The following is a 17139-nucleotide window of genomic DNA, read 5'->3' on the forward strand; positions in this document are numbered from 1 at the left end:
CCTCCGCACGCAGACCCAGGTGGCGCCATGTTCCCGAACACGACGACCCGGCCGTCCTCCGGCCTCTCGGCCACGTACTCCCGCTCCCCCGCCGCGTCCGCCCCCGGGTGGGCCCGGCCCGACGGCACGAGCCGGCTCCCGTCCCCCGTACCGCCCCGGTGCGTGGTTCCGGACTTCGCCCCGCTGCGGGTGCGGGGCGGCGGCGCGTCGCGCCTGCGCCGCGCGGTGTACGGCCGGCAGCGCGCCCTGGCCGCCGGGTTCGCGCTGGCCGCCGCCGCTCTCGCCGCGTCGGGCCTCGGCGCCGGGGAGGGCAGGGCGGCGGGCACGGTGGGGACCGAGCGACCGCGCGCACCGGTGCGTCTGGTCTCCGCACCGGTGCGGATCGCGGACGCGGCGACGGTGCGGCTGCTGCGGCCCGGCGACCGGGTGGACGTGATCTCCGCCCCGGGGTCCGGCGACGACGCGCGGATGGTGGCGCGCGGTGTCCGGGTCGGCCGGGTGCCCGGCGCGCCCTCGGAGGATGCGGCAGGACCGGCGGACAGGGCGCGGGGAGAGTGGCCGACGCCCTCCGGGGCGGGACCGGACGATCCGGGCGGGGGTGCGCTGGTGGTGCTGTCGGTGACCCGCGAGACGGCTGTGGCCCTGGCCGGCGCCCATGCGGCGGGCGAGCTGCTCGTGGCGGTGTCGGATGCGTGACGGCGTGGCGGCGTCCCGTGCGGGGGCGCCGCGGCACAGGTGGCTCAGATGTGGTGCGGGGGCTTCTCGTCCAGGAAGCGGGCGAGATCGGCGGCGCTGCCCCCGTTCGCGGGCCGTTCTCCCCAGCCCCGGTCCGTGTCGTCGGACGACTGCCGGTCCAGCGGATCGTCGAAGTGCAGCTTCGGCCGCGGCGGCCGGGCCTGCTCCGGTCGCGGCTCCGGCTTCGGCTTCGCATCCGGCTTCGGCGACTCGGGCTGTTCCGGCTGCTGCTCGCTGGGTCCGGGGACGGGGGCGGTGCTCATGCCTCCAGGGTACGGCGGCCCGGGCACCGGCCCCGTCGGCCCGCTCAGCGGTCCTTCGGGTCCATCCACCACAGCCCGAGGACCACCAGGAAGGACAGGCAGAGGAAACCGGCACCCCACCAGGCGGTCCCGGTGTTGCCCTCCATCCACTCGTCGACGATCACCAGCAGCCCCCAGAGCTGGCCGACGACCACGGTCATCGCCAGTACCAGGCGGGCGGTCAGTCTGGCGGAGCGCTCCGGCTCCTGGTCGGTGCCCGCCCCGGGGCCCGGTCCGGTGTGCCGGATCCGGGGGTCGCCGTAGCCGCTCGTGGGACGGATCTGCGGATAGCGCTCCTTGAGGGGCCGGTTGAGCTCGGGCCGGACGCTCCCGGGGTGGTAGTCGGGGTAGGCCGGGGTCCCGGGTGGCCGGGGCTGTTCCTCGGTCATGCCCGCCCACCCCTCGCTGCGGTGCCGCCTCCGCCGTGCGCGGCGGCCGTGCCGGTGCGCGGCGGCGCTTCGGCGCCCCCGCCGCGGCCCGGTGCCTCGACGCCGTCGGCGGCTCCGGGGCAGCCGAGGCGGCCGGCGAGAGCGGGGTCGCTCTCCGCGAGCTGGCGGCAGACGCCCTCCTCGACGGACTCGCCGGACCGGGTCGTGCCGATCGCCCACACGCTGCCGTCGGTCTCCTCGGTGACGACCACCTTGGGCAGTCCGCGCGGCGGCGGACCGGCCGTGACCTCGCCGGTGCGCGCGTCGAAGACGCCCTCGTGGCAGGGGCAGTACAGCTCGCCCGCCACGCCCCGGTCCTTGCGCCACAGCACGGCGCAGGCGAGGTGGGTGCAGATCGCGGAGTAGCCGACGAGAGTGCCGTCGTCGAGCCGTACGGCCACCGCGCGGTCCTCGTCGCCGGGGTAGCGGAAGGCGAGGGACTCGCCGGGGAGCAGCCGGTCGGCGATCCGCTTCGGCCGGGCCGGCTTCCCGTCGTCGGTGTCGCCGTGGCGGTGCAGGATGCCCGCGGCGACACCGAGGCCGCCGACGGCCAGTCCGCCGGAGACGGTGGTGACGATCCGGAGGTAGTCGCGGCGGGTGGTGAGGGCGTCGGCGGAGATGCGGTCGTGCAGGGCTTCACGCGGGTCGTTCCCGGGGGGCCGTTCGTTGCCCGGCGGCTGTGCGGTGAGGCTCATGGGCGGACGTCCTTACCGTTGATCTCGACGACGGGCAGGCCGCCGGGGACGGGCCACTGGACCTTGTCGGCGGGGACGACCATGGCGACGCCGGTGCGCACCTCGGTCCGGCCGAACACGAAGGTGTCGGCGACCTGGACGCCGGGGCGCTCCGCCTGGAGCTCCTCGACGGTTCCGTAGAAGAGGGCGCCGGTGGGGCAGACGGTGGCGCACATCGGGGCGAGGCCGTAGGCGGTGCGGTCGTAGCAGAGGTTGCACTTCAGCTGGAGCTTCGCACCGAGGTCGATCTTGGGCACACCGAAGGGGCAGGCGTTGACGCAGTTGGCGCAGCCGATGCAGCGGGTGGTGTCGGCCTGCTGCACCACGCCGTCCGCCGTCACCAGGATGGCGTCGGCAGGACAGACCTCGGCGCACGGGGCGACGGGGTCTTCGCAGTGCATGCAGACGGTGGGGAGGGAGGCGACGCTCTGTCCCTCGTCGGTGTAGTCGAGGTGGATCATCGACTTGCCGCGGTGCGAGTCGCACTCGCGGCAGGCGGAGACGCAGGCCTGGCAGCCGATGCAGCGGCCGGGATCGATGAAGATCGTTCTGCCCATCACGGGGCGTCAGCTCCCTCCGAGGTGCCACGGCCCTGGGGGGACGTGGGGGGCGACGGGTCGGTCCGGGAGACCTGGGTCTCGGGGTAGGCGACGTGCCCGGGGGCCATGGGCGGCGAGGGCACCAGGTCGAGTTCCCCGGCGTGCTCGATGCGGCAGGCGCACACCTTGTACTCGGGGATCTTCGACCGCGGGTCGAGCGCGTCGATGGTGAGGGCGTTGGCGGCGGTGGGAACCGGCCAGTGGTAGGGCACGAAGACGGTGTCGGGCCGGATGGCCTCGGTGACGAGGGCGGGGAAGACCTCGCTGCCGCGCCGGGTGGTGACCCGGACGGGCTCGCCGGTGCGGAACCCGTGGGACGGGTGGACCTCCGCCCAGGGCCGGGGCGACTGCTCGACGAGGGCGCCCAGCCTGCGGGTCTGGTTGCCGGAGAGGAAGTGCGCGATGGTGCGCCCGGTGGTGAGGCTCATCGGGAACTCGTCGCTGTACGGGTCCACCGGCAGGTGCCACTCGACGGCCTGGAGGTGGATCCTGCCGTCGTCGTGGTAGGTCCGGCCGTCCTCGAAGAGGCGGGGTGTCCCGGGGTGGTCGGTGGAGGGGCAGGGCCAGGCGATGCCGCCGGTCTCCTCCAGCCGTTCGTAGGTGATGCCGTAGTAGTCGATGACGGTGCCCCGCGAGGCGACGCGCAGTTCGTCGAAAACCTCGCGGGAGTCGGCGAAGGCGAACTTGTCGCCGGCACCGAGGCGCCGGGCGAGTTCGCACATCACCCAGGTGTCGGTCCGGACGCCGGGGGGCGGCTCCTGCGCCTTGTTGTGTTTGACCACGCGGGCCTCCGCGTTGGCCATCACCCCGTCGTCCTCGGCCCAGGTGGTGACGGGGAATACCACGTGGGCGTTGGCGGCGGTCTCGGAGAGGAAGAAGTCGAACTGGGCGTGGAACTCGATGGCGTCGTACCCCTCCTTGACCACCCGGTAGTTCGGGAGGGAGACGAAGGGGTTGTTGCAGATGCCGATCAGACCGCGGATCTCGCGGCGCTGCATCTGCCAGACCATCTCCATCATGGAGGTTCCGGCGGTGGGGAGTTCGGACTCCTCGATGCCCCAGACCTCGCAGATCTGGCGGCGGTGCTCCTCGTTCAGGATGGAGCGTCCGCCGGGCAGCAGGTCGGCCTTCTGGCCGTGCTCGCGGCCACCCTGGCCGTTGCCCTGGCCGGTGAGGGTTCCGTAGCCGGCGCCGGGCTTGCCGATGTGGCCGGTGGCGGCGCAGAGGTTGATCACGGTGAGGCAGTTCTCGACGCCCTGCGAGTGGTGCTCGATCCCCCGGGCGTGCCAGGCCATGGCCTTGGGGGCGCGGGCGAAGGTCCGGGCGACCTGGACGATCTGCTCGGCGGGGACGCCGCAGATCCCGGCTGCTCGGGACGGCGGGTACGCGGCCGCCTTCGCCTTCACCTCCTCCCAGCCGGTGGTGTGCTCGGCGAGGTACGCCTCGTCGGTGAGCCCTTCCTCGACGATCACGGCGAGCACGGAGTTGAAGAACGCCGAGTCGGTGCCGGGCTTGAGGGCCACGTGGATGTCGGCGGTACGGGCGACGGCCGTCTCGCGCGGATCGATGACGATCAGCGTGGCGCCCCGGTCCCGGGCTCCCCAGACGTACTGGGTCAGCACGGGGAAGCACTCGCCGAGGTTGGAGCCCGCGATGAGCAGGCAGTCGGTGAGCAGGATGTCGGAGAAGGGGTTCCCGGCCCGGTCGATGCCGAAGGCGAGCTTGTTGGCCCCGGCGGCGCTGACCATGCAGAGCCGGCCGTTGTAGTCGACGTGCTTCGTCTTGAGCGCGACCCGGGCGAACTTGCCGACCAGGTAGGTCTTCTCGGAGAAGAGGCTGGCGCCGCCGAGGAGACCGAACGCGTCCTTCCCGTACATCTCCTGGATGCGGCGGATCTCGGAGACGGTGAAGTCGAGCGCCTCGTCCCAGGAGACCTCGGCGAACTCCTCGTCGCGGGAGCGGCGCATCAGCGGGGCGGTGAGCCGGTCGGGGTGGTTGACCTGCTGGTAGGCGTTGATGCCCTTGGGGCAGAGCCGCATCCGGTTGATGTCGTGGTTGCGGGGTTCGACGCCGAAGACCTTGCCGGCGCGGTTCACCCGGAGGTACATCCCGCACTGGATGCCGCAGAAGCAGCAGTGGGTGGGGACGAGCGTCTCGCCGTTCTGGTCGGCGTGCCACTGGTCGGCGGGGATGCCTCCCGCGTCGCGGAAGGCGCGGGTGCCGGGCGGGGCGAGGGAGGGATCGAGGGGTACGGCGGCACGCCGGCCGGAGGGGCCGGCAGGATCGGCCGTCGCACCGGGGTGGGCGGGTCGCGGGTCCGCGGTCATCTGAACCCCTTCTTCACCTGGGTGAGGTAGGCGCTGCCGCGCAGCACCCGCTTGCAGCGCGGGCAGTACTCGGCCCACTCGTCGAAGTCGAGCCGCAGGTCGCGCATGGTGCCGCGGAGGTTCTCCACGTACGGTCCGGTGTCGATGTCCTGTCCGCAGCGGCGGCAGGCGAAGACCTCGTCGTCCTGGCGGGCGGTGTACTTGAACAACTGCATGCCGACGGCGGCAGGCCGCTGGACGATGTGGAAGAACTTCCCGAACGGGATGTAGATGAGCGTGAACACCACGGCGACCATGTGGAGGACGGCGAGGAACTCGTAACCCCCGCCGTGCAGGAAGATCGACGAGAAGGTGAGCAGCAGGCCGGTGACGGAGATGACGACCAGCGCGATGAGCGGGATCAGGTCGTATCCGAAGCGCTGGCCGGTGCCGGCGCCCCGGTCCTTCATCCGGCGCCGGAGGAAGTAGCAGGCGCCGGGGATGACGAGGACGGCCGCGAGGTCCAGGCCGTGGAACATCACCCAGCCGATGAAGCCGAGCGAGTCGAAGCCGAGGATCTCGAAGCCCCAGATCCGCATCTCGTATCCGGGTCCGGACCCGGAGCCGGAGGTGAAGGTGAACCAGCCCCAGATCAGCGGGAAGGTGATCAGGGCGGCCAGGACGCAGCCCCAGAAGATCAGTTGGTGGGCGGCCCAGCGGGCGTGCGAGCGGGCGCCGAGGAACTTCTGGAAGCCGAGGTAGGTCGCGATCATCTTCGGCAGGGCGGTGGGGGTCCTGCGGAAGTTCTCGGCGGAGAAGAGGCTGCGCCAGCCCTGCTTGAAGAGACGGGCGGCGCCGGGGGCCGAGATCCAGACCGTGTAGCGGTAGGCGATGCCGAAGGCCAGGAAGACGCTGGCGACGGCGTAGGGCAGCAGTGCGGAGTCGAAGTTGGCGAGCAGTCGGCTGCCGAGGACGATCGCGAGGATCAGCAGGGCCGAGACGGCCGCTCCGACCAGTGCCGCGCGGGCGTCGACGGACCGGGGAAGCGCTGCCACCGCCCTGCGGAGGCCGCTGCCCGGGCCGGACGGCGCCGGGTCGTCGGTGGACACCCGCGCCGAGACGCCGAACGAGGAGGTGGGGTCGCCGGGCGGGGGTGGTGCGGCGGAAGCTTCTGGGGGCTCGGTCACCCGACCACCGTAGGTACCTCTGGGTACGTTCACCCTGTTTTGCACCCCGCTCGGGGAAGCGCATCCCCTGCATGGCGGCGCTGCGCGGGGGAGCTCCCCCGCGACGGGCGCCGCGCGGGCTCTCGCCGGTTCGCCCCGCCGAGGACGGAGGGGGCCGGGGGCGAGGCGGTCCGCGCAGAGCCGGCCGGGGGGTCCGCGCGCAGCCGGAGGAGGGTCCGCGCAGAGTCGGCCGGGGGTCCGCGCACAACCGGCCGGGGGTCGAAGGACCGGCCGGAGGGGCGCTGAGGGCACCGACGGTGGTAGCCGAGGACGCACGCCGCGGGCGGCCCCGGCCCGGCGCCCCCGTCCGCCGGTGACCATGGCCGGAACCATGGCATCCACTCGCTCGTGGAGGTTTACACGAGTGCGTTCCGGCGGATTCCCGCATACGGTGCGACGGGCCCCGCTCGCCGATTCGCCCCGGCCGGCGGGGAGTTCACCGAGCCGCTCGAACAAGGCCGGGAACTTTCCGTCACCGCCCCACGTTTTTTCCAACCCCGGCGACGATGTCGGAGCCAGGGACTACGTTGAGCACGCACGACGTCACTTGTGGCAACGGCCTGGAGACTGCACCTTGAGCGATCCGTACGAGACAACCGAGCAGCACCTCGACCGACTCCTGCGACAGGCCCTCAACTCCTTCGACCTGCCCGACTGCACGGTCGAACAGCTCGGCACGGCACTCGCGCACAGCACCACCCTCTCCTCCTCGCACCACAGCGCCCGGCTGCACCGCGAGACGTACCGGCACACCTACCTGCTCGCCGACGGCAGCGCGCTGAGCATCTGGGAGCTGGTGCACGGGGGCGGCCGGGACGCACCCAGCGCCCAGGTGCACGAGCTGTACGACGACGAAGCCGACGCGCACGTCGCCGCCGCGCGGGTGGCCGACGCCTGCTCGGACGGCCCGGCCTTCAGCGAGGACGTACCCACCATCGACCTGGACGCGCTCAACGCGCTGATGGCCGTCGTCCCGAGCCCCTCGCCCCGGTCGTACGCGCCGGACAACAGCGCCGACCACGCCCGCCGGGTGCTGCGCCGCGCGGAGAACCCGGACCGGCCGGGCGGGGCCACCGCCCTGCTGCTGCGCTCGGCCTTCGCCCACCACATCACCCAGATCTTCGGCAGGCAGTTCCGGGTCGGCGACCACGACGCCGGCTTCACCCTCTACGAGCACGCGTTCCTGTTGCTCGACGGGAGCGAGACCAGCCTCTGGGAGGTCGAGCACACGGCGACCGAGGACGGCCGCCACATGTGCGAGGTCTACACCGACGAGCAGACGGCCCGGGACGCGATGGAACACCGCACCCGCATCTGCTGAGCCGCCCGGCGGGACCCCTCGCGAAGCCGCGCCCCCGCCCCGGCGACGAGCCCGGACATGAGCGAGCCCCGACGCCGGGGGGGGTGGGCGCCGGGACTCGGTTCAGGGGATCGGTGCGAGGACCGATCGTCGGGCCGGTGCGAACCGGCTTGATGGGGAGATTACGGGTTATTGGCTCACGCCGCAGCGTCAAAGCCCGTGTCGTGAGCCATTCGCTTCAATTCGACCAATGCGTGCTTCTCGATCTGGCGGATCCGCTCACGTGTCAGACCGTGCTGCTTGCCCACTTCGGTCAGCGTCCGCTCCCGGCCGTCCTCGATGCCGTACCGCATCCGGATGATGGAGGCGGTGCGGTTGTCGAGCTTGCCGATCAGCTCCTCCAGCTCCTCGCTGCGCAGCAGCGACATGACGGACTGCTCCGGTGAGACCGCGGAGGTGTCCTCCAGCAGGTCGCCGAATTGCGTGTCGCCGTCGTCGTCCACCGGCATGTTGAGGCTGACCGGGTCGCGGGCCCAGTCCAGGACGTTGCCCACGCGCTCGGCGTTGGAGTCCAGCTCCGCCGCGATCTCGGCGTGCTCCGGGTCGCGCCCGTGCTCGCGGTTGAACTCGCGCTGCACCCGGCGGATGCGGCCCAGCTCCTCCACCAGGTGGACGGGGAGCCGGATCGTGCGGGACTGGTCCGCTATCGAGCGGGTGATCGCCTGGCGGATCCACCAGGTGGCGTAGGTGGAGAACTTGAAGCCCTTGGCGTAGTCGAACTTCTCGACCGCGCGCACCAGGCCGGCGTTCCCCTCCTGGATGAGGTCGAGCAGCGGCAGACCCGCGCGCGGGTAGCGACGGGCGACGGCGACGACGAGACGGAGGTTGGAGCGGATGAAGACGTCCTTGGCGCGCTCGCTCTCGGCGTACAGCGCTTCCAGCTCCTGCGGCTTCGCTCCGCCGGCGTCGCTCTCGACCTCACCGTCGAGAATCTTGCGGGCGTAGACACCGGCCTCGATGGCCTGCGACAGCTCGACCTCCTTGGCGGCGTCGAGCAGGGGCGTTCGCGCGATCTCGTCGAGGTACATGCCGACCAGGTCGCGGTCGGCGATCTCCCCGCTTCCACCGCGAACACTGCGGGCCCGGTCGGTCCCACCGGTGGCGGACGAACGACGGGCGACGGCACGGGTTGCCATGCGTGCTCCCTTGCTGAGTAGGTCGCGACACCTTTTCGGGTGCCCTGCATCCGATGGAAACAACGACTGGAATCCGGACAGAATTCCCCAGCACCGGTCTCAGTTTCGCGATCATGCAGTACCCTGTCCGCCGCAGACGGGAGGACAGATGTCACGCATACCCGGGGACACGCAGGTCAGACCTGGTGGAGAAGGAGATCTGGAGGTCCTCACGGACATCTACAACCATTACGTCCGTGAGACGGCGCTCACGTTCGACACGACTCCCTTCACTCCCCCGGAGCGTCTGCCCTGGCTGCACGCGCACCCGGATCACGGGCCGCACCGCCTGCTCGTCGCCGAGGAGGGCCGGACGGGTCCCGGCGGCGGCAGGGTGCTGGGGTACGCCACCAGCAGTGCGTTCCGCCCGAAGGCGGCCTACGGGACCTCGGTCGAGGTCAGCGTCTACTGCGCGCCGGACGCGACGGGCCGGGGCATCGGCACGCTGTTGTACACGGCGCTCTTCGAGGCGCTGGCCGGTGAGGACATCCACCGCGCGTACGCGGGCATCGCCCAGCCGAACGAACCGTCCGGGCGCCTGCACGCGGCCTTCGGCTTCCGCCTTCTGGGCACGTACTCCGAGGTGGGGCGGAAGTTCGGACGGTACTGGGACGTGAGCTGGTACGAGAAGCCGCTCTGAGCGGTCCGCGGCGGGGCCCGCACGGGCCGGGGCGGCGCTCCCGCCCGGCCCGCGCGGGCGGCACGGCTCCGGATCAGCCGAACTGGACGGAGCGCTTCGCCATCCCCAGCCAGAAGCCGTCGATCACGCTGCGGCCCCGGTCGAGCTCGGACTCCGCGGCGCCCAGCGTCACGAAGAGCGGCGCGAAGTGCTCGGTACGGGGGTGGGCGAGGCGGCCGGCCGGGGACGCGTGCTCGAAGTCGAGCAGGGAGTCGATGTCCTGGGCCTCCAGGGCCCGCTTCCCCCAGTCGTCGAACTCCGCGGACCAGGCGGGGACACCGGGGCCGGTGTGGCGCAGGGCCGCGAGGTTGTGGGTGAAGAAGCCGCTGCCGACGATCAGTACGCCCTCGTCGCGCAGCGGGGCGAGCTTGCGCCCGATCGCCATCAGCTTGCGCGGGTCGAGGGTGGGCAGCGAGATCTGGAGGACCGGGACGTCGGCCTCCGGGAACATCTCCACCAGCGGGACGTACGCGCCGTGGTCGAGGCCGCGGTCCGGGACGTCCATGACCGGGGTCCCGGCGGCGCGGAGCAGCTTGCGGACGTCCTCGGCGAGTTCCGGGGCGCCCGGGGCGGCGTACCGCACCTGGTAGTAGTGCTCGGGGAAGCCCCAGAAGTCGTGGACCAGCGGCACGGTCGCGGTGGCGCCGAGGGCGAGGGGCGCCTCCTCCCAGTGCGCGGAGACGACCAGGATGGCGCGGGGCCGGGGCAGATCGGCGGACCAGGCGGCCAGCTCTCCGGTCCAGACCGGGTCGTCGGCGAGCGGCGGGGCGCCGTGGGAGAGGTAGAGGGCGGGCATGCGCCCGGCGGTGACGGTCATGACACTCCCACGGCTTCGTGCGTCGGACTTCGGGGCAGGCGCGGGGTCACGGCTCCGCCGGACAGGGCGCCTCTGAGCGAGATCCTTGAAACTTCAAGCTCACGCTCCGCAGAGCCTAACTCCATCTAGTTCAAGTTTCAAGGAAAGGTCGTAGAGTGGACGGCATGACCACGGCACCCACGACCGGCACACGGTGGCTCACCGGCGAAGAGCAGAGCGTCTGGCGTGCCTACATCCAGGCCACCACGCTGCTGGAGGACCACCTCGACCGCCAGTTGCAGCGGGACGCCGGCATGCCGCACCTGTACTACGGGCTGCTCGTCGAGCTCTCCCAGTCGCCCGGCGGGCAGCTGCGGATGACGGAGCTGGCGAAGGACGCCAAGATCACCCGCTCCCGGCTCTCCCACGCCATCACCCGGCTGGAGAAGAACGGCTGGGTACGCCGCGAGAACTGCCCCACCGACAAGCGGGGCCAGAACGCGGTCCTCACCGAGCAGGGCCGCGCCATGCTGCGCCGCTCGGCGCCGGGCCACGTGGAGGCCGTCCGGCAGGCCGTGTTCGACCGGCTCACGCCCGAGCAGGTGGGCCGGCTCGGAGAGATCATGCGGATCGTCGCCACCGGACTGCAGCCGGAGCACCCGGACGCGGATCTGCCCTGGCTGCGCTGACACGGGCGCGGAACCAGGGCGGATGTGCCGGACCGGCCCCGGCGTTGGTACGCCGGGGCCGGTCCGATCAGGGCATCAGGGTGCGATCGGCGATCAGTGCGCGATCACCGGCACCTGGAACTCGTCCTCGGCGCCGTCACGCGTGCCGCCGCCCTGGCTCACCGGGCCCATGACGGGCTTGCCGGCGTTGATCAGGGTGAAGGCGATGGCGGAGGCGACCACCAGGATGCCGACCGCCCACCAGATGGCAGTGGTGAAACCGTCCACCATCGCCTGGAGCTGGAGCAGCTTCGGGTCGGTCGCACCGGCCGCGTGGTCCACGAGGAACGCCGTGGTGGCGCTGGCGGCGACGGTGTTCAGCAGCGCGGTGCCGATGGCGCCACCGACCTGCTGCGAGGTGTTGACCATCGCGGAGGCGACGCCCGCGTCACGCGGCTCGATGCCGTGGGTGGCCATGGACATGGCCGGCATGAAGGCGGTGCCCATGCCGAGGCCGAGCAGCACCATGCCCGGCAGGATGACACCGGCGTACGAGGAGTCGACCTCCAGGCGCGTCAGCAGCAGCATGCCGACGGCGGCGAGCAGGAAGCCCGGCCCCATCAGCAGGCGCGGGGCGACGCGGGTCATCAGGCGGGCGCCGATCTGCGTGGAGCCCGTGATCATGCCCGCGACCATCGGCAGGAAGGCGAAGCCGGTCGAGAGCGAGCTGTACCCCTTGACCACCTGGAGGTAGTAGGTGAGGAAGAGGAAGAGGCCGAACATACCGATGACGGCGAGGCCCAGCGAGGCGTAGATGCCGCCGCGGGTGCGGTCGGCGAGCACGCGCAGCGGCAGCAGCGGGGACTTCACGCGCGACTCGACCAGGATGAAGGCGGCGAGCAGCACGACGGAGGCGACGAAGGAACCGATGGTCAGCGCGTCCGACCAGCCGGCGGACTCGGCGCGGGTGAATCCGTAGACCAGCGAGACCAGACCGAAGGTGGAGAGCAGCACACCGGGGATGTCCAGCGAGGAGCGGTTGCGCGAACCGGCACGCTCGTGGACGAAGTAGTACGCGCCGATCGCGGCGACGATCGCGAACGGGATGTTGACGAAGAAGGTCCAGCGCCAGTTGAGCGAGTCGGTGAGGAAACCGCCGAGCAGCAGGCCGACCGCGCCGCCACCACCGGCGATGGCACCGAAGATGCCGAACGCCTTGGCGCGCTCCTTGGCGTCGGTGAACGTCACGGCGAGCAGCGAGAGGGCGGCGGGCGCGAGAAGGGCGCCGAAGACGCCCTGGAGGGCGCGGGAGCCGAAGAGCAGGGCCTGGTTCTCCGCCGCACCACCGAGTGCGGAGGCCAGCGCGAAGCCGATCAGACCGATGACGAAGGTGCGCTTGCGGCCGAACAGGTCGGAGATGCGCCCGCCGAAGAGCAGCAGCCCGCCGAAGGCGAGGGCGTAGGCCGTGATGACCCACTGCTTGTTGGCGTCGGATATGCCGAGGTCCACCTGGGCCTTGGGCAGCGCGATGTTCACGATGGTCGCGTCGAGCACGACCATCAGCTGGGCGAGGGCGATGAAGGCGAGGGCCTTCCAGCGCCCGGGGTCGGGAGCCGGGACGCCGGCGTTCTTCGACAGGGTTTCTGACATGGGACTAGCCACCTAAGGACGTGCGCGGGATCGGCGGGACGTCGATCACGGGAGTTCGTGCGGTACGTGGAAGAGGTGCCGGGGCGCCGATGGAGTGGGCGGGACCGGTTCGAGACCTCGGCGGATCGGGCGCCTCGGGGCGCGGTGACGGGCGGACGGAGCGCCCGGTGCGGCGGGCGGGGCACGGGTAGGGGGGCGCGCCGCGTCGAGCGGGCGCCTTCCCCCGGGTGCGGACCGAGGAGGCCCGGACCCGGTCACCGGCGACGTTGCCGGTCCCGTGGGAAGCAGAGGAGAAACGGAGCGGAAGAAGAGGAAAAGGAAAGGCGTAGGGATACCGGCCGGGCCGGACGTGGGTCGGAGAAGGTGCGCGGGGCGTCAGCGACGCCGCAGGTCCTCCAAGGTCGATGCGGAACCGGGGAGTACGGAGCGGGCCGGGGCCCGCAGACCGTCCAGGAGCAGTTGCAGATGGCGGTGGGCGAACTGGTCGATCGCCATGCACGAAGACCCGGCGAGGGGTCGGGTGAGCTGGGTGAGGGCGACCATCAAGTCTCCCACGGCGACGTCGGGGCGCAGCCGCCCGGAGGCGGCGGCCCGCCGCACGACTTCCTCGACGGCCTCTTCGAGGTGCCGGCGTTCGGCGAGCAGTTCGGGGTGTTCCTGGTCGAACGTCCCGGAGAGCAGGGGGCACAGGGCCCCGATCCGTTCGTCGGCGGCAGCGTGCACGAAGCGGCTGAGCGCGGCGAACGGGTCACTCTCCTCGGCCATGGCCTCTTCGGCCCGGTCGGTGGTGCGGGACAGGACGGCGAGTACCACCTCATGGGTCAGTGCGGCACGGTCGGGGAAGTTCCGGTAGAGCGTGGCGTTCCCGACGCCGGCCCGCCGGGCCACGTCGTCGAGCGGCACGTCCGGCCCGGATTCGACGAACATCTCCCGGGCGGCCGTGACGATCCGCTCGCGGTTGCGCAGCGCGTCGGCCCGCGGACGGGGCGTACGGCGCCGGCAGTCCGGTGCGGTTCGAGCGGCGGTCTCCACGGGCGGGGTCCGTTCCTCACGTGTGCGAGCGGCGCCCCGACCAACCGGGGACCGCGTCCCCACTTCCTGGGGACACACGTGCAAACGGGGAAAGCGTCCCCGGTTATTTCACTCCTGCGTGTGACCCGCGTCACCTATCCTCCCGCGCCGGAAAACCCTCCGATCGGCTTACCCGACGAGCGGTCCGCGAGAGGCCGACGGAGGCTGAGCGCCAGAGCGCAGTCCGGGTCGGCCGGCTGCCGCGTACCCCGGAGGCGCGCCCATGCAGCACCCTCGCCGAGGGATACGCAGCTGTCGCCGCCCGCTCGCACTCGCGGGCGCGACCGCCCTGGTCATCGCCGCGCTGGCCTCCGCGAGCGCCGCCCTGCCCGACGCGAGCCGGGCCTCCGCCGGTTCGGTGCCCCTCTCCGCCGGATCCGCGCTCGGACCGTGCCGGATATCCGCCGCCCTGGGCGTACAGATGTCGGAGGGGATGCCGACCCCGCCCGGATACGCCCCGTCCACCGGCACCGTACGGGCCCTGAACCTCATGATCGACTTCCCGGACGCGCCGGGCAGCGGGACCGCGGCGGACCGGATGGCGGAGTTCTTCCCGCAGACCTCCGACTGGTTCCGCAGGAGTTCCTACGGGCGGCTCGACTACCGCCCCCAGGCCCCGGTGAAGGGCTGGCTGCGGATGCCGCTGAAGTTCGCGGAGTACGGGATGGAGCGCGGCGCGCCGTACGAGCCCGGCTACCGGCAGCTGGTGTCGGACATCGTCCGGGCCGCCGACGCACGGGTGGACTTCTCCGCGTACGACCTGATCAACGTGCTGGTCACCCCGAACGCGGGCCCCTCGGCCCTCGACACCGTGCTCTCCGTGACCTTCCCCGCCAACGACGAGGCGCCGCGCGCCGACGGTGTCCCGCTGGCCAACACCTCGTTCGTCTACAGCCGGCAGGACGACGGCTCGGGCTCCTACGCGAAGACCGGCTACCGGGTGCTCCCCCACGAGAACGGCCACGTCTTCGGCCTCCCCGACCTCTACACCGCGCAGGGGGGCGGCTCGGTCGGGCACTGGGACATCATGTCCGAGGACTGGGGCGCCGACAACGACTTCCTCGGCTGGCACAAGTGGAAGCTGGGCTGGCTCGACAACGGGCAGGTCACCTGCGCGTCGGGGCCCGGCACCACCGAGCGTGTCCTCGAACCGCTCGCGACGACCGGTGGCACCAAGCTCGCGGTCGTCCCGCTGGGCGAGGACTCCGGGTACGTCGCCGAGGTGCGCACCGCCGCCGGGAACGACGAGGCGGTCTGCCGCCCGGGGGTGCTGATCTACCAGGTCGACTCGGACGTGGAGACGGGCCAGGGGCCGGTCTCCGTCGCGGACAGCACCGGTGACAGTGGCGGCTGCACCAGCCGGCCCAACGTGCACGCCGAGCTCTCCGACGCGCCGTTCCAGCCGGGCCAGACCTTCACCGACCGAGCCAACGGTATCCGGGTCTCGGTGCTCGACGAGGACGAGGACGGCGGGTACCGGGTCCGGATAACGCGCTCCTGACCCGTGGCCGCCGGGTCCGCTGCCGGCCGGTGGCCACCGGTGCGGGGCGAGCGGGACCCGGTGGCCACCGGTGCGGGGCGAACGGGACCCGGTGGCCACCGGTGCGGGGCGGTCCGGCTCGCACCGGAGGGGATGGTCCGGCCCGGCGGCCTCCGACGGGATGATCCGGTCGGCCGGCCCCTCGGTCCATCAGGCCGTCGGGCCACCGGCCCGTCAGCCCGTCGCGGAGAGCGGCTGGGCGGGGCCGGCGCCGCCGGTCTCCTTCGTGGGGCGCAGGCCGGTCAGGCAGAGCATCACCGTGGCGAACACGGCGGTGACGGCGAAGGCGGTGAAACCCCAGTCCTCGTGGCCGTTCGCGACCAGCTGTCCGCCGAGCCAGGGGCCGAAGACGGCGCCGAAGCGGCCCATGCCGCTGGTCCAGCCGACGGCGGTGGCGCGGTTGTCGTCGGTCGAGTCGCCGGCGACGGCCGCATAGACCATGGCCTGGGCGCTGAAGAGGAAGAGGCCGGTCAGGAAGACCACCGCGCAGGTGAGCGGCAGCGCCATGTGGACGCCGAGGAGGTAGACGCCGACGGCGGTGAGCGCGAACCAGAGGGCGGCGACGCGGAGTGCGCCGAAGCGGTCGGAGAAGCGGCCCGCGACCAGCATGCCGACGATGCCACCGGCGTTGATGATCACCACGAAGGAGAGCGAGGAGCCGAGTTCGTACCCGGCGCCGCGCATCATCGTGGGCAGCCAGTTGCTGACGCCGTACACGAGGAGCAGACCGCCGAAGGAGGTCAGCCAGTAGAGCAGGGTGCGGCGCCACAGGTTGCCGCGGAAGAGGGCGGCCAGCGCGTCCCAGCGCTCTCCGGCGGCGGGACGGGCGGCCTTGGCGGCGGGCACGTCGACGTCGAAGCGGCGGGCGAGGTCGGCGGCCTCCTCGTCACGGCCCTTCGCCACCAGGAAGCTCATCGACTCGGGCAGGAACTTCCACACCAGCGGGACACCGATGAAGAGCGGGACCACGCAGATCCAGTACGCGACGCGCCAGCCGTTCTCGCCGCCGGTCCACAGGCCGATGAAGCCCGAGACGATGCCGCCGGCCTGGTGGGCGGTCATCAGGGTGCCGACGATGATCGCTCCCCGGCCGCGCGGGGCGTACTCGGAGACCAGGGTGATGGTGACCGGCAGCAGCCCGCCGAGGCCCACCCCGGCGATGAAGCGCCCGAGGCCGAAGACCCCGACGGAGCCGGCCACCGCGCAGAGGGCGGAGGCGAGCGAGAACACCGCCGTGCAGACGATGATCAGCTTCTTGCGGCCGACCCAGTCGGTGATCGTGCCGGCCGAGAGGGCGCCGATCAGCATGCCGAAGGTGGCGTAACTGCCGAGGTCGCCCGCCATGGAGGGCTTCAGGCCGAGCGCGTGGTGCTCCAGCATGTGCGGCAGCACGGCGCCGTAGACGAACATGTCGAGGCCGTCGAAGAGCACGACCAGCCAGCAGAGGCCGACGACCAGCAACGCGAGCTTTCTGCCCCGTGGCGACAGGGTGGTGGAGGAGGACATCGTTGTTTCCTCTCGTCCGGCGGGCCTGGGGCCGCTCGGAGCTGGGCGGGGGACGGTGGGCGGGTCGTGCGGCTCGCGGCGACCCGGTGGGCACGACGGTAGGAACGCGCCCGTTGAGTGTCAACGTTTTTGTCAACAATCTCAGGAACGAAGGGGCCGCCCCCGGACCGACCGGCCCGGGACCGGCCCAGAGGGGCCCCCGGAGAGGCACGGGACAGACCCGACCGGCCCGGGACCAGCCTTCGAGGTCGGCGGCGCGGGGCGGCCGCGGGCGTCGTGGGACGGCACCGGGCGTCGCCGACCGGCCCCGGCGCCGCGGGGCGCGGGGGCCGGTCCGGCCGCGAGGCGTCTGCTTCCCGCGCCG

16 protein-coding genes are annotated in these 17139 nt (G+C 72.2%); 5 read left to right on the forward strand and 11 right to left on the reverse strand.

The window, feature by feature from the left end; genetic code table 11:
• Positions 1-27: 27 nt before the first annotated feature.
• The gene (locus PZB77_RS12410; RefSeq protein WP_275492656.1) at positions 28-696 is read left to right on the forward strand and encodes a hypothetical protein; all 669 of its coding nucleotides are present in this window, start codon (positions 28-30) and stop codon (positions 694-696) included.
• Between the two features lie 44 nt (positions 697-740).
• Here the strand turns inward: PZB77_RS12410 and PZB77_RS12415 are convergent, their stop codons facing one another.
• The 6 genes from PZB77_RS12415 to PZB77_RS12440 are packed head-to-tail and all read right to left on the reverse strand — an operon-like array spanning position 741 to position 6291.
• On the reverse strand, positions 741-998 hold the full coding sequence (locus tag PZB77_RS12415; RefSeq protein WP_275492657.1) for a hypothetical protein: 258 nt from the start codon (positions 996-998) through the stop codon (positions 741-743).
• Positions 999-1042: 44 nt separating this feature from the next.
• Positions 1043-1426 carry a hypothetical protein gene (locus tag PZB77_RS12420; RefSeq protein WP_275492658.1) on the reverse strand — a complete coding sequence of 128 codons (384 nt, stop codon included), beginning with the start codon at positions 1424-1426 and terminating at the stop codon, positions 1043-1045.
• Positions 1423-2160 (reverse strand): Rieske (2Fe-2S) protein, encoded by a 738-nt coding sequence (locus tag PZB77_RS12425; RefSeq protein ID WP_275492659.1) that lies wholly within the window; start codon positions 2158-2160, stop codon positions 1423-1425. Before PZB77_RS12425 ends, PZB77_RS12420 begins: the two co-directional genes overlap by 4 nt.
• A complete protein-coding gene (locus PZB77_RS12430; protein ID WP_275492660.1) occupies positions 2157-2759 on the reverse strand; it encodes a 4Fe-4S dicluster domain-containing protein in 603 nt (200 codons plus the stop codon). The genes PZB77_RS12425 and PZB77_RS12430 overlap by 4 nt, the downstream gene beginning before the upstream one ends.
• Positions 2756-5125: a molybdopterin oxidoreductase family protein gene (locus tag PZB77_RS12435; RefSeq protein ID WP_275492661.1), complete on the reverse strand. Its 2370-nt coding sequence runs from the start codon at positions 5123-5125 to the stop codon at positions 2756-2758. The genes PZB77_RS12430 and PZB77_RS12435 overlap by 4 nt, the downstream gene beginning before the upstream one ends.
• On the reverse strand, positions 5122-6291 hold the full coding sequence (locus PZB77_RS12440; protein ID WP_275492662.1) for an MFS transporter: 1170 nt from the start codon (positions 6289-6291) through the stop codon (positions 5122-5124). The genes PZB77_RS12435 and PZB77_RS12440 overlap by 4 nt, the downstream gene beginning before the upstream one ends.
• A 613-nt stretch (positions 6292-6904) precedes the next feature.
• On the opposite strand from PZB77_RS12440, the gene PZB77_RS12445 reads away from it, so the two are divergent.
• Entirely contained in the window at positions 6905-7651 is a 747-nt protein-coding gene (locus tag PZB77_RS12445; RefSeq protein ID WP_275492663.1) for a DUF6227 family protein, read from the forward strand.
• A gap of 176 nt (positions 7652-7827) precedes the next feature.
• Here PZB77_RS12445 and PZB77_RS12450 read toward each other — a convergent pair whose 3' ends face one another.
• Positions 7828-8826 carry a sigma-70 family RNA polymerase sigma factor gene (locus tag PZB77_RS12450; protein ID WP_275492664.1) on the reverse strand — a complete coding sequence of 333 codons (999 nt, stop codon included), beginning with the start codon at positions 8824-8826 and terminating at the stop codon, positions 7828-7830.
• A 148-nt stretch (positions 8827-8974) separates the two neighbouring features.
• Between PZB77_RS12450 and PZB77_RS12455 the strand changes: the two genes are divergently transcribed.
• Complete coding sequence (locus tag PZB77_RS12455) at positions 8975-9505, forward strand: GNAT family N-acetyltransferase (protein ID WP_275492665.1); 531 nt, start codon at positions 8975-8977, stop codon at positions 9503-9505.
• A 73-nt stretch (positions 9506-9578) separates the two neighbouring features.
• Here the strand turns inward: PZB77_RS12455 and PZB77_RS12460 are convergent, their stop codons facing one another.
• Complete coding sequence (locus PZB77_RS12460; RefSeq protein ID WP_275492666.1) at positions 9579-10361, reverse strand: class III extradiol ring-cleavage dioxygenase; 783 nt, start codon at positions 10359-10361, stop codon at positions 9579-9581.
• A gap of 155 nt (positions 10362-10516) precedes the next feature.
• On the opposite strand from PZB77_RS12460, the gene PZB77_RS12465 reads away from it, so the two are divergent.
• Entirely contained in the window at positions 10517-11029 is a 513-nt protein-coding gene (locus tag PZB77_RS12465) for a MarR family transcriptional regulator (RefSeq protein ID WP_275492667.1), read from the forward strand.
• A 93-nt stretch (positions 11030-11122) separates the two neighbouring features.
• Here the strand turns inward: PZB77_RS12465 and PZB77_RS12470 are convergent, their stop codons facing one another.
• Both PZB77_RS12470 and PZB77_RS12475 read right to left on the reverse strand, forming a co-directional pair.
• The gene (locus tag PZB77_RS12470) at positions 11123-12658 is read right to left on the reverse strand and encodes an MFS transporter (protein ID WP_275492668.1); all 1536 of its coding nucleotides are present in this window, start codon (positions 12656-12658) and stop codon (positions 11123-11125) included.
• 375 nt (positions 12659-13033) lie between these two features.
• Positions 13034-13690 (reverse strand): TetR/AcrR family transcriptional regulator, encoded by a 657-nt coding sequence (locus PZB77_RS12475; protein WP_275492669.1) that lies wholly within the window; start codon positions 13688-13690, stop codon positions 13034-13036.
• A gap of 262 nt (positions 13691-13952) precedes the next feature.
• On the opposite strand from PZB77_RS12475, the gene PZB77_RS12480 reads away from it, so the two are divergent.
• Complete coding sequence (locus tag PZB77_RS12480; RefSeq protein WP_275492670.1) at positions 13953-15230, forward strand: M6 family metalloprotease domain-containing protein; 1278 nt, start codon at positions 13953-13955, stop codon at positions 15228-15230.
• Between the two features lie 213 nt (positions 15231-15443).
• On the opposite strand, the gene PZB77_RS12485 is transcribed toward PZB77_RS12480, so the two are convergent.
• Positions 15444-16775 carry an aromatic acid/H+ symport family MFS transporter gene (locus tag PZB77_RS12485; RefSeq protein WP_275492671.1) on the reverse strand — a complete coding sequence of 444 codons (1332 nt, stop codon included), beginning with the start codon at positions 16773-16775 and terminating at the stop codon, positions 15444-15446.
• Positions 16776-17139 lie beyond the last annotated feature (364 nt).

Origin of the sequence: Streptomyces sp. AM 2-1-1 (assembly GCF_029167645.1) — a bacterium.
Classification (GTDB): Bacteria; Actinomycetota; Actinomycetes; order Streptomycetales; family Streptomycetaceae; genus Streptomyces.